This is a genomic window from Methylobacterium sp. W2 (genome assembly GCF_020662345.1).
In the GTDB taxonomy this organism is placed as follows: Bacteria; Pseudomonadota; Alphaproteobacteria; order Rhizobiales; family Beijerinckiaceae; genus Methylobacterium.
Window position 1 is genome coordinate 38,233 of sequence record NZ_VMOA01000021.1, and the last position, 13,859, is coordinate 52,091.

Below are 13,859 nucleotides of genomic sequence, written 5' to 3' on the forward strand. Positions count from 1 at the left end.
ATCTGTCTTCTCGGTGATAGGAGACGTCGCGCTGCGGGGGGCGATCACCGGTGACCATACGGCCTCAACCATTCCACGACGGCTCCGCGACGGACGCGTCCCACCCTGAGGGCGCTTCCGGCCACGGGCGGCTGAGCCTGAAGGGGCAGGGCGTCGTGACCCTCGCTCTGGCCAAGGGAGAGGGCGCCCCCGTCGACGATCTCCTCGCCGCCTCCGAGGCCCCGGCGAGCCAGATGGCGCTGCCGCTCTGGCTGCTGCTGGTCGGGCGGGAGGCGGTCCACAGGCGCTGGGGCCTCGTCACCGGGGCGGGTCTCGTCTGGACGGGGTTCGGCGCCGCGTTGGTGATCGACGCCCTCGACGGGGCCACGCATATTCCCGATCGCTGGTTCGGCCTCCTCCTCGTGGTCGAGGCTTTGGGCTCGTTCGTCCGCGGCCTCGTCGCCACCGGCGCCGCGCGCCGGCTGCGCCTCCTCAAGGCGGCGCTCCTCCTCGTGGTGGCGGTGCTGACGATGCTGGCCTCGTCCTCGAGCACGTTCCTCCTCGCCATGCTGTTCGGGGCCGCCTTCCTGTTCGACGGCCTGTCGCGCTTCGCGCTCTCCTACGTGCTCCGCTTTCCGGGCTGGTGCCTGTCGGCGGCGCATGGGGCCCTGGGCGTGGCGCTCGGCATCATCACCCTGCAGCCCTGGCCGACCTGGTACGCCGGCACGGTGGGGTTCTGCATCGGCGCCTTCCTGATGCTGGCGGGGATCAAGGTGGCGATCCTCGGGCTGCGGTTGCGGCGCCCTCCGGCGGCAGCCGGACCGCGCGCCGACGGGACCGGCACGGACGCGCTCACCGTCTATGTCTGGACGCCGACGGGAACGGCCTCGATCCCGGCCCGGCAGCGCCTGGTCCATCGCTACGTCATCTCGGTGAACGGGCGCGGCCACGTCTCCACCGGCCACGCGGCCCTGGAACTCGGCGACGGCAGCGGGACGCACGGGAGCCCGCTCTATGTGAGCCATTACCCCGCCGTGGAGATCGACCGCTCCCCCGACAACCTGCGCGCCACCCTGCGGGCCGGCCCGGAGAACAACGTGCCGGGCCGCTTCCTGCCGAGCTACCGCGAGGAGGCGGACGATTGGTGCGAGGCCACCGTCACGGTCACCCTGCGCGGCATCGACGGGGCGGGCCTGACGCGCTTCTGGGCCGGCTATCGCCGTGACGCGACCTACAATCTCGTGGGCCGGAACTGCTCCACCACCGTCGCCCGCGCCCTCGACGCCGCCGTGGAGGGCGCGTTCAGCCGGGCCGGCAAGCCCTGGCGCAGGCTCGCCCAGGCCGCGATGAGCCCGGAATTCTGGGCGGCCGCCCTCCTGCGCAACGGGGCCGGCGCGATGACCTGGACGCCGGGTCTCGTGCTCGATTACTCGCGGGCGCTCAGCGCCCTCATCGATCCCGTCTCGCCGGTCCCGGCCATCCGCTGGGACGGCGTGAGGCGCCGCCTCCTGCGCAACTGGCGGGCCGAGGCGGTGGCGCGGATGCGCAGCCTCGCCCGGCGGCGGTCTCCGGCCGCGTAGGCGGCAGGACGGCAGCGGGTCGGTCCGACATCCGGCGGGGTAGCCCCGACCTTGGAGCGTCCGGGCGACCGTGGCATGATGGGAATAGGCAGATCCCCACGTTGCCCAACCATCGCGTCGCCGTGTCGGCGTGCCGGAGCGACAAGACCCGCTTCCGCTGGTCGGTGACGACGGCCGGGTTCCATGCCTGCCGTTCGACGACCTCCTCTTCGTCCGCCGCCATGGCAATGGCCGCCGGCATGTCTCACGCCCACGTCCTGGCGGAGCCGTATCGGATCAGGGCGCGGATCAATGATGGCGGGTGGATTTAATCGGCGCTCCCGCGTTTTTCTGGGATGTCGTTGATCGCGTGGTCGAAATCTGACGGATGGTGCCCGCCCTGAGCGTCCGAGGCGGGTGGGGAGCGGACCCTGACACTTCGCCCTGAAGCAGACGTTCAGCCGGTCACCCAACCTAGTCATTCGTGTTGATGCGACGCCCTTCAGGCTTTGGTGCGGATGCCGTTATGCAGTCTGTCGGCGCTTCCGGGGTCGTGGGCGAACTGCGTCACGACGGGGTGGCGACGGCACAGCGCCCTCATGCGCTCGGTCGTATCCCGGTGACGCTCATAGCTCTGCGCCACGCCATCGACATCACCCCTCAGCATGGCCTGCTCGTCATAGGACGCATCGCCCGCGATGAGGACGAGATGGTCGTCCTGCTCGATCACGACGGATTGGTGCCCGTCGGTGTGGCCGGGAGTCGGCACGATGCGGATGCGTCCGTCCGACGTCAGCTTCGTGCTGGTCTCGAAGCTTTCCCACCGTCCGTCGGCATGCTCGACCGTACGGGGCTTGAACCAGTCCGGGTAGTGCATGTTCAGGTAGCCGTTCAGCGGACCCGTCCGGGCCAGGGCCGCCTTGGCCTCCGTGGCACTCAGCACGAACTTGCTGCCGGGAAAGCCGGGAATGCCGCCCGCATGGTCTCCGTGCATGTGGGTCATCACGACCCAACGCACGTCGCGCGGATCGAAGCCGAGCGCCCGAACCCCGGCCTGCGCTTCCTGCTCCGAATTCACCCAACGGCGTTCGCAGGTCTGCATGAACGGGTGCCACCAGGGCTGGTAGCCCGGATCGTTGGCATGCGAGCTCTCGCCGGTATCGACGAGGACCAGACCATCCGGGTGCTCCACCAGCCAGCAGCCGATGGGAAGCCGAGGGCTCCAGTGCTTGTCCATGAGAACGTCCAAGGCGCGTCTCGGACGCGCCTTGTGATGCGCGTGCTGGTGCCGGGACTTGATCTGGACATCGCCTATCCGGATGGGATGGATTTTCATCAGGTGGTTCCTTAAAACGACATTTATCGCTTTAAATGGATCATGCAAACGGGGTCGTCAACGGGAGATGCCATGACCGACACAAGCCCTCCCCGTCGGCGGGAAGGAGGCCGGAATTCCCGCGTGCGGGAAGCCGTCAGGGACGCGGCGAAGGCCGAACTTCTACAGAACGGCATCCTGGGTCTGTCCCATCGCGCGGTGGCCGACCGGGCCGGGGTTGATCCCTCGACCGTCTATCGACGCTGGCCGACACGCGCGGACCTGCTGGCGGACGTTCTTGTCAGCGTGTCCGACGACGCCGTCGCAGTACCGGATACGGGCGGCCTCGAAAGCGATCTGACCGCCTACCTCGAACAGGTCGCAGCGGCCTTGTCGGACCCTATCCACGAGCGTCTCGTGCGCTGGGCCATGGCGGCGGGAGACGGCAGAGACGAGACGGCTGATGCAGCCATTGCCGCGTTCTGGACGCATCGCTTCCAGCAGGCGATGATCGTGATCGACCGTGCATCGGACCGTGGCGAAGCGGGGTCCGGCCTGGACGGCTCACGCCTGATCGAGAGGCTCGTGGCTCCCGTCTGGTTTCGCCTTCTGGTTCTTCGAAAGCCCATCGACAAAGCTTTTCTGGAAGATTGCGTTGCCGAAGCCATGGGGACACGCTGGGCGACGTGATGTCCGTGGCAGAACACATCCTTGTCCACCACGCTGCCTCAGATCGGACCTTCCGACCTTCTACAAAGGGTCGCAAGCAGTCCCGGCAGCGGGTACCAAACGTCAGATTCTCACCACTCGATCGACGGAGCGCTGTTTAAGTCGTTCTCCAAGACTTTACGTCATCCTGAGGTGCCGCGTAGCGGCCTCAAAGGAGGCTTCCAGGGATCGCGCGATGACTGGAGGGCTCCTTCGAGGCCCGCTGATGCGGGCACCTCAGGATGAGGTGGTCTGATGGGATGATCTAATTGAGCATGAGAACCCGCTGATAAATCCAATCCGACACGCCATCGGTACATGCGTCGATGACGGAGAGCGCCGCCCGGCCCTTCGCCTCACCGCCCCGGCCGTGAGCCAGCGAGGTCGCGGGAGAGGGCCAGCATCACCGCCAGCGTGTCTGCCTCGTCCTCTTCGGCGCCGTGATCGCTGAGCTTGACGATCACCGTGCCGGTCTGGCGGTTGATGTAGACGTATTGCCCGTAGACGCCGATGGCGGAGATGTCGTCGTCGCCCTCCGGCACGTGCCACCACTGCGCCGAGTAGGGCCAGCCGTCGACCTCCCGGCGGGCCGGGGTCTCGATCCGCTCGATCCAGCGCGGCGGAACGATGCGCGCGCCGCCGACGCGGCCACGGTCGGCCACCACCAGCCCCAGGCGGATGAAATCCCGGGCCACGGCGTTGATGCAGCAGAAGGCCTTCTCCGTCCCCCCCGGCCGGTCGAGATTCCAGGTCGCCTTCGCCTCCGCGCCCATGGGTTTCCAGATCCTCTGCGAGAGGAGGTCGGCCAGGGGCTTCTTCTCCACCTCCGCGAGGATCAGGCCGAGGATTTCGGTGTCGATGCTGCGGTATTGACCCGTGCTGCCGGGTTTCGACGACAGGGTGGCGTGGTCGCGCACGAAGGCCCGGATGTCGCGGGTGAGGTACATTCCGGCGGTGCCCGTGAGCGGGTCCCACGGGTCGTAATTCTCCGGCACCGCCAATCCGCTCGTCATGTCGAGGAGGTCGCGGACGGTGATGCGGCCGAAGGCCGGCTTGTCCCGCAGATAGGGCAGCAGGGTCGCCACAGGGTCGGTCTCGGCGAGTTTGCCCTCGGCGATCGTCTGTCCGACCAGCAGCGAGACCACCGATTTCGCCACCGACCAGGACGGGAACAGCGTCGCCTGGCCTAAGCCAGGGCGATACCATTCATGGATGAGGGTGCCGTCCTGGGTCACCAGCAGGGCGTTGGTGTGGGTCGCCCGCAGCATCTCCGCCAGGGGAACGCTCCGTCCCTTCCAGGGGACTCGTTCGGGAATCGCGTGGAGCCGGACGGGCAGGGCGCGGGACGAGGGCGCCGCCGCCACCACCCGGCTCGCGAACCAGGTGCCGACGGAGGAGGGTTCGATGATGGCGAGGGCAGCGAGCGTGATCGGGTTCGGCACGCCGAGCAGCGGCCCGATGGCGGCAGCCAAACCGCCCAGCGCCAAGGCGCCGATCAGCGCCCCGGCCAGCCAAGGGCGACGAAAGCGGGGCCGGAGGCGGGAAGATCTCGACATGACCGCTCAGTACACCGCTCAGTACATTTCTTGGCCCACCCGGCCCTCGGCGGCGGAACCGTGCCGCTCAGTGAGGCGCGGTCTGGCCCGAGGCGAGGATCGTCACGCCCACGGCGATCACCGCGATCCCGATCATCATCGGCAGGGTGATCGGCTCCTGGAACAGCAGCGCGCCGCCGAGTGCCGCGCCGACCATGCCGACCCCGGCCCAGATCGCGTAGACGATCCCGATCGGCAGCATGTTCATGCTGTTCGACATCAGCCAGAACGCCGTGCCGTAGCCCAGCACCACGATGATCGTCGGCACCGGCTTGGTGAGGCCGTCGGCCGCCTTGAGGGCGAGGGTCGCCGTCACTTCGGCGCCGATGGCCAGGGCGAGGAGGAGATAGGGATTCATGCGTGGGTCGTCCGTGCGGTCGGCGGGCTGAAGGGCGGATCGGGCGGCCATCCGCATGGCGATGGCCGCGCCGTGTCCGAGGCCGGGGGGAAAATCCACCGGTACGGCTCCGGACTCCCAAGAGCACGCGGGCCGTTAATGTCCCGTGTGGATGGCGCATGAAAGGCTGCCCGATGGCGGTCGAAGCGGGGTCCGCGTGGCGGTGACGATCCGCCGATCCGGCGCGGGCGATCCGGGATGCGCGCGCCGAATTCGAAGCCCGCCCGTCGATGGCGTCTTGCCCTGATCGGGGTCCCACGGCACAGATCGGGGATGGACCGCGCGAGATTCTCTCCGTCCTCCCGGAGCCGGCTGGTCCGCAGGGGGCCCTCCCGGCACGATCCGCGTCACCACCGAGACCCTTCCCCTCTCTATGTCCCTCTTCCCGCGACGGAATTCGCCACCATGCGCACGACCCTGACCGCCTTTCTCCTCATCGCTTTCACGGGGGCCGCCCTCGCGCAGCAGGTGAACGAGCCGCCGATCCAGAGCCCGCAGGACGCCGCCTGCCGGGAGCAGGCCAGGGCGCAGGTGTTCAGCGCCGCCAACCCGAGCAATCTCAGCCTCTACGACCTCGGCTCGCAGATCTATCACGCCTGCATGGCCAGCTATCACACCACCGGCCCGAACCCGGACCGCAAGGATCGCCGCTTCTGAGGATCGCTAAGCCCTTCCGTCTCAACGATAGTCGGTAGGCGTCAGGCCGTGCCGGGCGATCTTGTCGTAGAGGGTCTTGCGCGGCGTGCCGAGGGATTCGGCGGCGATGCGGACATCGCCGCCGGCCATGATCAGCTCCTCGCGGATCAGGCCGCGCTCGAACCGGTCGACCTGTTCGGCCAGGGTGCCGGTGGTGGCGGCCTCGGGCGGCAAGACCTCGTTCTGCCCGAGGCCCAGGGCGTGACGCTCGGCGAAATGGCCGAGTTCACGCACGTTGCCGGGCCAGTCGTGCCGGCGCAGGTGCTCCCGCACGGCCGGTGTCATCGGTGCGGGCTCGCGGCCGAAACGCGTCGCCGCGCGGGTCAGAAATTCCTGGAACAGCAGCATCACGTCCTCGCGCCGGTCGCGCAGGGGCGGGATCGCGATCGTGATGACGTTGAGGCGGTGGTAGAGGTCGTCGCGGAAGGTGCCCTGCGCGGCGGCCTGGCCGAGATCGACCTTGGTCGCCGCCACCACGCGCATGTCGATGGGGCGGATCTCGTTGGTGCCCAGCGGCTCCACCGCCCGTTCCTGCAGCACGCGCAAGAGCTTGACCTGGAGACCGAGCGGCATGCTCTCGATCTCGTCGAGGAACAGCGTGCCCCCCTGCGCGTGCTCGATCCGGCCGACGCGGCGCTTGAGGGCACCGGTGAAGGCGCCGGCTTCGTGGCCGAAGAGCTCGCTCTCGACGACGCTGTCGGGCAGCGCCCCGCAATTCATGGCGACGAAATTCCGGCCGGCCCGCCGGCTCCAGCGGTGCAGGGCGCTCGCCACCACCTCCTTGCCCGATCCGGTCTCGCCGAAGACGAGCACGTCCACATCGGCCTGGGCGACCTCGCGCACGAGGCGGCGCAGGCGCACCATCTCGGGTGAGATGCCGAGGAAGGCCGGGTCCTCCTCCACCGCCGCGTCCAGCCGGGCGCGCAGGGTGCGGTTCTCGAGGACGAGGCGGCGCCGCTCCAGGGCGCGGCGCGCCGAGGCGACGAGGGAGTCGGCCGGATAGGGCTTGGCCAGGAAGTCGTAGGCCCCGTCGCGCATGGCCCCCACCGCCATGCGGATGTCGCCATGCCCGGTGATCAGGATGACCGGCAGCTCCGGATCGATCGCCTTGATCCGCCCGAACAGGGCGATGCCGTCGAGATCGGGCAGGCGCACGTCGGTAACCACAAGGCCGGGCGGGTCGGCAATGATGGCGGCCAGCGCCGGTCCGGCGGCCCCGAAAGTCTCCACCGTGAACCCGTCGAGTTCCAGGCTCTGGCGGTTGGCGCGGCAGACATCCGCCTCGTCGTCGATGAAGACGACCCGCTCGGCCGACCCGCCCGCACCCTCTTGAACGCTCACGGGGCCGTCTCCACAGGGGCTTTCGCCAGTTCCATCCGAAACACCGCGCCGCCGCCCGGATCGTCCAGGGCGTTCAGGCTGCCGCCGCAATCCTCGACGATTCCGCGCGCGATGGCGAGCCCGAGCCCAAGCCCATCGGATTTGGTGGTGAAGAACGCATCGAAGACCTGGGCCCGGATGGTCTCGGGCAGGCCCGGCCCTGTATCGCGGACCTCGATGGCCACGCGATTCTCTGGTGCGTCCCGCACCAGGATGGAGACCCGTGGATCGGTGCTCCCCGCCGCCGCATCGAGGGCGTTCTGGAGCAGGTTGACCACGACCTGTTCGAGGCGCGGCCCGTCGCCGAGGACGTACAGGCCGGAAGCCGGCCTTTCCGCCGACACCGCAATCCGGGCCGCCCGCGCCCGCGCCTCCACCAGTTCCAGGCTGTTGGCGAGGATATCGGCCAGGGCCACGGGTTCGCGCCGGGGCGACGAGCGCCGGGCAAACCCCTTGAGCTGCCGCGTCAGCCCGCCGATGCGGTCGGTGAGGCGGCCGATGGCGAAGGCGTTCTCCGCCGCCTCCTCGCCCCGTCCCCGCCGGACCAAGATCGCCGCATTGTCGGCGTAGGAGCGGATGGCGGCCAGCGGCTGGTTGATCTCATGCGCCATGCTCGCGGCGAACTGGCCCAACGCAGCGAGCCGACCGGCCTGCGCGAGTTCGCGGCCGAGGCGCTCCCGCTCGGCTTCCGCCTGCCGTCGCTCCTCCTCCGCCCTCCGTCGTTCCTCGATCTCCAGCCGGAGCAGACGGTTGGCGTCGGTGAGTTCCAGCGTCCGCTCGGCGACGCTCCTCTCCAACTCCTCCCGGCGCGCCGCGGCCTGAGCGAGGTGCCGGCGGGTCCGCCGACGACGGCCCGCCAGGGTCGCGATCCCGATACAGGCTAGGCCGGTGCCGAGGGCGGCGATGATCCAGGCCTGCACGCGCTCGCGGTCCACGGCCGGGCCCACGGGCGTCAGGGTATGGAGCCGCCAGTCGGTGCCCGGAATGGGGGCGTCCAGGGCGAGGGCTGTCCGCGCCGGCCGCGATCCCCGGCCGACGCGGACGAGATCCTGCATCCCTCCGACCGGATGGAGCGGGAGCGCCGAGAGCGGCGCCTCGCCGAATTCCAGCGCCGCGCGGATGCGCTTCCGTTCGTCGTCGCCGACCTCGCGCAGGGTGGCGAAGCTCCAGGCGGGATCGCTCGCCACGAGGACGATGCCCCTCGCATCGGCCACGAACACCCCGTCTCCCGATTGCCGCCACGCGGCCTCGACCCCATCGAACTCGATCTTCACCACGACGACGCCGCCAGCCTCGCCGATCCGCCGCGACAGGTAGAGCCCCGCCCGGCCGCTCACCGTGCCCAAGGCGAATTGCGAGCCGGCGCCATCGGTCATGGCCTGCCGGAAGTAGGGTCTGAACGCGTAGTCCCGGCCGACGAAGCTGCGCTCGGCCTCCGCGTTGCTCGCGGCCACGGTGATGCCGTCCGGGCGAATGACGTAGATCACCGCCGAGCCTGTGGCGGCCGCCACCTGGGCGAGGCGCTTGCTGACCTGCGCGACCATGGCCGGCGTCGGATCCGGCCCCGCCACGGCGGCGATCTCCGGATCCGCCGCGAGGGCCAGGGGGAGCGAGGCCTGTTTCTGCATCTCGGCCCGCAGGGCGCCGACCTGCAGCGCCAGGGTCGACTGCGCCGTGCGGCGCAGGTCGGCCAGCGCCCAGCGTTCGGCTGCCTGCCCGGCCAGCCACGCCGCGACCCAAACGAGGACGAGGCTGGCGGCGAGGACGAGGCTCCGTCGCGACCGTTTCAGGAATCCGCGATCGGTTCCCTCGCGAGGCGGGCCATTCGCATTCAACGGGCTCGCTCCAGTGCGAAATCCCGGACGGGTTTTCGCGACCCTGTGCGGACACTCGCATTCGACCTGAGGGGGAGATTGGCGGCCATCTGAAAAATATGTCTCAAATCAATGTTTTAACGAATTATTTCGGGAGTTCCCGATCTGGCACGGCGGTTGCCATTCTCAAACCGAAACGCAGGCCTGCGTTCATCGCAGGGCTGCGCGCCGAAGGGGTCCAACCCCGGACGCCAAGACCAAAAGACGACGAGGCCCGGACACCCCCGGCACTTCGATCCGAACCGATCTATTCCCAAGGGAGAAGCCCGCCATGGCCACCATACCGTCCCCGCTCACCGCGCCGCACGCGCCGGTAAAGCCTAAGCCCATCTATCGCACGCTGTATTTCCAGGTGCTCGTCGCCGTGGCGATCGGCATCACCCTCGGCCACTTCTACCCGCAGGTCGGCGCGGACATGAAGCCGCTCGGCGACGCCTTCATCAAGCTCGTCAAGATGATCATCGCGCCGGTGATCTTCCTCACGGTCGTCTCCGGCATCGCCGGCATGACCAATCTCGAGAAGGTCGGCCGTGTCGGCGGCAAGGCGCTCATCTACTTCCTCACCTTCTCGACACTGGCCCTGATCGTCGGTCTGATCGTGGCGAACCTCGTCCAGCCGGGCGCGGGCATGCACATCGATCCGAAGTCGCTCGATCCGAAGTCGATCGCGATGTACGCCGACAAGGCGAAGACGCAGTCGATCACCGACTTCCTCATGAACATCATCCCGACCACGGCGGTGGGCGCCTTCTCGGGTGGCGAGATCCTTCAGGTCCTGTTCTTCTCGGTGCTGTTCGGCTTCGGCCTCGCCTTCCTGGGCGACCGCGGCAAGCCGGTTCTCGACATCATTAAGGTGCTGTCGGAAGCCATCTTCGGTGTCGTCAACATCATCATGAAGGTCGCCCCCATCGGTGCCTTCGGCGCCATGGCCTTCACCATCGGCAAGTACGGCATCGCCTCGCTCGCCAACCTCGCCTACCTCGTCGGCGCCTTCTACCTGACCTCGGCGATCTTCGTGCTCGGCGTCCTCGGCCTGGTCGCCCGCTACAACGGCTTCTCGATCGTCAAGCTCATCCGCTACATCAAGGAGGAGCTGATGCTCGTGCTCGGTACCTCGTCCTCCGAGTCGGCCCTACCCTCGCTGCTTGAGAAGATGGAGCGCGCCGGGTGCTCGAAGCCCGTCGTCGGCCTCGTGGTTCCCACCGGCTACTCGTTCAACCTCGACGGAACCAACATCTACATGACCATGGCGGCGCTCTTCATCGCCCAGGCGACGGACACCCCGCTGACCTACGGCGAGCAGGGCCTGCTCCTCCTCGTGGCGATGCTGTCCTCGAAGGGCGCGGCGGGCGTCACCGGCTCTGGCTTCATCACCCTGGCCGCGACCCTCGCGGTGGTCCCCTCGGTGCCCGTCGTCGGCATGGCGCTGATCCTCGGCGTCGACCGGTTCATGTCCGAGTGCCGCGCGCTCACCAACTTCATCGGCAACGCGGTGGCCTGCATCGTCGTCGCCCGCTGGGAAGGTGAGGTCGACGACGTCAGGCTCGCGGCCGCCCTCGGTGGCAGCCCGATGCCCCTGGCGAGCGAGATGCCGGTTCTCCAGGCCGCCGAGTAACGCGCGACCTAAGCCGAGGCCCGATGGATATCCATCCGGCCTCGGACCCCTTCATAAAGGACAGGCCGGGCCGCGAGGGACCGGCCTGTCCTTTTCGCGTTCAAGCGTGGCCCGCGCGTTCCGGGTCAAAGCTTCCGCCGATGCTATTCCACGGGAGGCATGTGCCCGATTCCGCCAGAAGCGCGTCCACCACGTACGGCTCGGGATCTCCGCCTGTCGCACCATGTCCCGAGACGTGCTCTTCTTGCCTCACGCTCCCGAAAGCCAAACGCTCACCGAGCCTTCAGCACTACCCGGCAAGCGGCGGGGAGGGCCGCCATGGTCATCGGCGGCTTCGGCCTCGCCGGCTTCGTCGATTTCGGCGGGTTCAGCACCGCGTCGCTGAACCAATAGGCGAGCTCCTCGCCGCAGCCGTCGCCGGACGGCGGCGGCGCCTGGTCTCCGCACTGGTCGTCGCCGGCCGGGCAGGAGAGGCGGATATGGTAGTGATAATTATGCCCGTACATTGGGCGCACCTTGTTGAGCCAGGAGCGATCGCCCCCCGCCTCCCGGCACAGGGCTTTCTTGATCGCCGGGTTGACGAAGAGGCGCGCGACCTCCGGCTGCTGGGCCGTGAGGCGGATCAGCTTGAGGTGCTCCGGCGTCCAGACCTGCGGATCGATGTCGAGGCGGTCCGTGCGCACCACGTTGGTGGCCGAGGTCTCTTCGCGCTCGGCGCGAGTCATGCGGTGGTCCGGCATCGGTGTCAGCCAGATATCGGCGTCGAGGCCGAGCTGGTGGGAGGCGTGGCCCGTGAGCATCGGTCCGCCGCGAGGCTGGGACATGTCGCCCACGAGAAGGCCGTTCCAACCGACGCGGGGCGCCTTGGCCGCCAGTCGCTCGATGAAATCCACGAGATTCGGCGTGCCCCACATCCGGTTGCGCGAGAGGCGCATCACCTGCCAGTTCTGTCCGTCCTGGGCCAGTGCCTCACCGCCGGAGAAGCATCCCTTGGCGTAGGATCCGTAGGGTCGGGCCGGGCCGGGAGCCGGAGTCGTCGCCCGTCCGAACAGGGCTTTGGCCGGCGTCGAGGGCGCGTCGGGATTGTCCAGCGGCGGCAGCGGCTTGGGGTTCACGCTGCCCCTGTCCTGGGCCTGCGCGGTGCCTCCGCAGACGAGAAGAGCGAGAGCCGCGAGGCGGGACAGACGTGAGGTCAGGTGCATGGCGACAACCTAGTCCATCGGCCGTCGGGCCGTCGAGAGCTCTCGGTTATTCCGCCGTCGAGACCGCAACCTTGATCGAGTTCGATTTCGCACCGCTGACGACGATGAGGATCGGTGTGGTGCCGAACTGGAACCGGATGCTCTTCGAGACGCCCGGACATCCGGGCCGCATCGTGCTTGCCACGGGCTTGCGCGTCGTCCTGCCGTCCTGACTCACATCGATCCAGGCATTGTCCGACAGGGTCACCTGATACAGGCCGGGCGTGACGACGGGCGGTATCCGCAAGCTGCCGCCGAATGTGCCGGGCTTCGGTTCGCGCGAGGGCGTCAAGGGAAGATCGGCCTCCGCGATCGGCTTGAGTGCCAGAACGGCGCCCGGCATCTCCGCGGAGAGGGTCGCGCCGGAATCGAGCCGGGGGAGGGAGGGCGCTTCGAACCAGGCCTGCTCCCGCAGGATCGGCCAGTCGAACGAGGTGCAAGCGGCCGGATCGGAAGCCTGCTGCGCCCACGCCCCGTCGGCGGCGAGACCCGCACCGAATGCGAGCACCAGTCCGGCGATGATCGGGAACATTCTGCGCATGGCCGCTGTCCTGTGAACGGTCGCAGCCCCTCGACCGTGAGAACGGTTCCGCGGCCGGAAAGGTTTCCAGTGGCGGTCCGCTCCGGCGGGGCGGCGCGGACCCGGTGATCACTCGTCGTCCGGTTGCTCAACGTTCTCGGACACGGTTCGGCGCACACCCCAGCCGCGTAAGGTCTCGTTCAGTTCGTCGAGGATGAAATGGCGGGCGCTGTCGCGGTCATAGCCCTCGTCGAGATAGGCATCGTACTCGGTGAAGACGTGACGGGTGAAGGCGACGAGGGCGAGCCATGCCGCGCTCTCGGGGCTCGCATGTCGCAGGCCCGGACTGGCCAGCGCCCGCGCGAGGACGGAATCCGTCTCGAAGGCGGGCAGGCGCGGAGCGAGGATCCGAAGCGCTTCGCCGACGGCCTCCGCGCGGGTCATCGCGGCGTCTCCCGGGACGTCCCTACTTGTCGTGGTGCCCGGCGGCGATCCGATCCGTGAGGGCCATCAGGATGCCGGAGACGACGAACACCATATGGAGACCGACGAGCCAGTACAACTCGCGGTCCGGCGTCGCCTTGATGTCCATGAAGGCTTTCAGCAGCGAGATCGCCGAGATGGCGACGATCGAGGACATCAGCTTCAGCTTCAGCCCGGTGAAGTCGATCGTCCCCATCCATTCGGGCCAGTCCTTGTGGTCCGTATGATCGATCTTCGAGACGAAGTTCTCGTAGCCCGAGAACATCACGATGATGAGCAGCGACGCGGTGAAGGACAGATCCACCAGGGTCAGGACACCGAGAATGATCTGCGACTCGGTGGCGCTCCACATGTGCAGGACGAAATGAGCGAGTTCCTGCAGCAGCTTGACCAGAAGCACGACGATGCCGATGCCGAGCGCCGCGTAGAACGGCGCCAGCAGCCAGCGGCACGCGAAGAGCACGCGTTCGAAAACCTGTTCGATCATCCGTCTCGAA

General features: G+C 68.3%; 13 protein-coding genes. 4 read left to right on the plus strand and 9 right to left on the minus strand.

All coding sequences use genetic code 11. The annotated features are described in order from the left end of the window. Positions 1-50 precede the first annotated feature (50 nt). Positions 51-1,559 (plus strand): HdeD family acid-resistance protein, encoded by a 1,509-nt coding sequence (locus tag FPV16_RS13405; RefSeq protein ID WP_227438859.1) that lies wholly within the window; start codon positions 51-53, stop codon positions 1,557-1,559. 481 nt (positions 1,560-2,040) lie between these two features. On the opposite strand, the gene FPV16_RS13410 is transcribed toward FPV16_RS13405, so the two are convergent. Next, entirely contained in the window at positions 2,041-2,874 is an 834-nt protein-coding gene (locus FPV16_RS13410) for an N-acyl homoserine lactonase family protein (RefSeq protein ID WP_227438861.1), read from the minus strand. Positions 2,875-2,997: 123 nt separating this feature from the next. Here FPV16_RS13410 and FPV16_RS13415 point away from each other — a divergent pair, with 123 nt between their 5' ends. Beyond that, on the plus strand, positions 2,998-3,543 hold the full coding sequence (locus tag FPV16_RS13415; protein ID WP_227438863.1) for a TetR/AcrR family transcriptional regulator: 546 nt from the start codon (positions 2,998-3,000) through the stop codon (positions 3,541-3,543). Positions 3,544-3,917: 374 nt separating this feature from the next. On the opposite strand, the gene FPV16_RS13420 is transcribed toward FPV16_RS13415, so the two are convergent. Continuing rightward, positions 3,918-5,117: a serine hydrolase domain-containing protein gene (locus FPV16_RS13420; protein WP_227438865.1), complete on the minus strand. Its 1,200-nt coding sequence runs from the start codon at positions 5,115-5,117 to the stop codon at positions 3,918-3,920. A 67-nt stretch (positions 5,118-5,184) separates the two neighbouring features. Beyond that, a complete protein-coding gene (locus FPV16_RS13425) occupies positions 5,185-5,613 on the minus strand; it encodes a DMT family transporter (protein ID WP_227438867.1) in 429 nt (142 codons plus the stop codon). A 345-nt stretch (positions 5,614-5,958) separates the two neighbouring features. On the opposite strand from FPV16_RS13425, the gene FPV16_RS13430 reads away from it, so the two are divergent. Next, the gene (locus FPV16_RS13430; RefSeq protein ID WP_227438869.1) at positions 5,959-6,210 is read left to right on the plus strand and encodes a hypothetical protein; all 252 of its coding nucleotides are present in this window, start codon (positions 5,959-5,961) and stop codon (positions 6,208-6,210) included. Between the two features lie 21 nt (positions 6,211-6,231). On the opposite strand, the gene FPV16_RS13435 is transcribed toward FPV16_RS13430, so the two are convergent. Both FPV16_RS13435 and FPV16_RS13440 read right to left on the minus strand, forming a co-directional pair. Further along, the gene (locus FPV16_RS13435; protein WP_227438871.1) at positions 6,232-7,590 is read right to left on the minus strand and encodes a sigma-54-dependent transcriptional regulator; all 1,359 of its coding nucleotides are present in this window, start codon (positions 7,588-7,590) and stop codon (positions 6,232-6,234) included. Beyond that, positions 7,587-9,464 (minus strand): ATP-binding protein, encoded by a 1,878-nt coding sequence (locus FPV16_RS13440; protein ID WP_227438872.1) that lies wholly within the window; start codon positions 9,462-9,464, stop codon positions 7,587-7,589. Before FPV16_RS13440 ends, FPV16_RS13435 begins: the two co-directional genes overlap by 4 nt. A 310-nt stretch (positions 9,465-9,774) precedes the next feature. Here FPV16_RS13440 and FPV16_RS13445 point away from each other — a divergent pair, with 310 nt between their 5' ends. Beyond that, positions 9,775-11,118, plus strand: coding sequence for a dicarboxylate/amino acid:cation symporter (locus FPV16_RS13445; protein ID WP_227438874.1), 1,344 nt, complete (start codon positions 9,775-9,777; stop codon positions 11,116-11,118). Positions 11,119-11,390: 272 nt separating this feature from the next. On the opposite strand, the gene mepA is transcribed toward FPV16_RS13445, so the two are convergent. From mepA to FPV16_RS13465, 4 genes are all read right to left on the minus strand, one after another. Next, positions 11,391-12,320, minus strand: a complete 930-nt coding sequence (mepA, locus tag FPV16_RS13450; protein ID WP_227438876.1) for a penicillin-insensitive murein endopeptidase — start codon at positions 12,318-12,320, stop codon at positions 11,391-11,393. Positions 12,321-12,366: 46 nt separating this feature from the next. Beyond that, entirely contained in the window at positions 12,367-12,900 is a 534-nt protein-coding gene (locus FPV16_RS13455) for a hypothetical protein (RefSeq protein WP_227438885.1), read from the minus strand. 108 nt (positions 12,901-13,008) lie between these two features. Beyond that, positions 13,009-13,323 (minus strand): DUF2293 domain-containing protein, encoded by a 315-nt coding sequence (locus FPV16_RS13460; protein ID WP_227438886.1) that lies wholly within the window; start codon positions 13,321-13,323, stop codon positions 13,009-13,011. Between the two features lie 22 nt (positions 13,324-13,345). Further along, positions 13,346-13,849, minus strand: a complete 504-nt coding sequence (locus FPV16_RS13465; protein ID WP_018045598.1) for a TIGR00645 family protein — start codon at positions 13,847-13,849, stop codon at positions 13,346-13,348. Positions 13,850-13,859 lie beyond the last annotated feature (10 nt).

Coding starts and splice junctions, on each gene's coding strand:
- FPV16_RS13410 (WP_227438861.1), bottom strand. CDS start 2,874: ATGAAAATCCATCCCATCCGGATAGGCGATGTCCAGATCAAGTCCCGG.
- FPV16_RS13420 (WP_227438865.1), bottom strand. CDS start 5,117: ATGTCGAGATCTTCCCGCCTCCGGCCCCGCTTTCGTCGCCCTTGGCTG.
- FPV16_RS13430 (WP_227438869.1), top strand. CDS start 5,959: ATGCGCACGACCCTGACCGCCTTTCTCCTCATCGCTTTCACGGGGGCC.
- FPV16_RS13445 (WP_227438874.1), top strand. CDS start 9,775: ATGGCCACCATACCGTCCCCGCTCACCGCGCCGCACGCGCCGGTAAAG.
- mepA (WP_227438876.1), bottom strand. CDS start 12,320: ATGCACCTGACCTCACGTCTGTCCCGCCTCGCGGCTCTCGCTCTTCTC.
- FPV16_RS13455 (WP_227438885.1), bottom strand. CDS start 12,900: ATGCGCAGAATGTTCCCGATCATCGCCGGACTGGTGCTCGCATTCGGT.
- FPV16_RS13460 (WP_227438886.1), bottom strand. CDS start 13,323: ATGACCCGCGCGGAGGCCGTCGGCGAAGCGCTTCGGATCCTCGCTCCG.
- FPV16_RS13465 (WP_018045598.1), bottom strand. CDS start 13,849: ATGATCGAACAGGTTTTCGAACGCGTGCTCTTCGCGTGCCGCTGGCTG.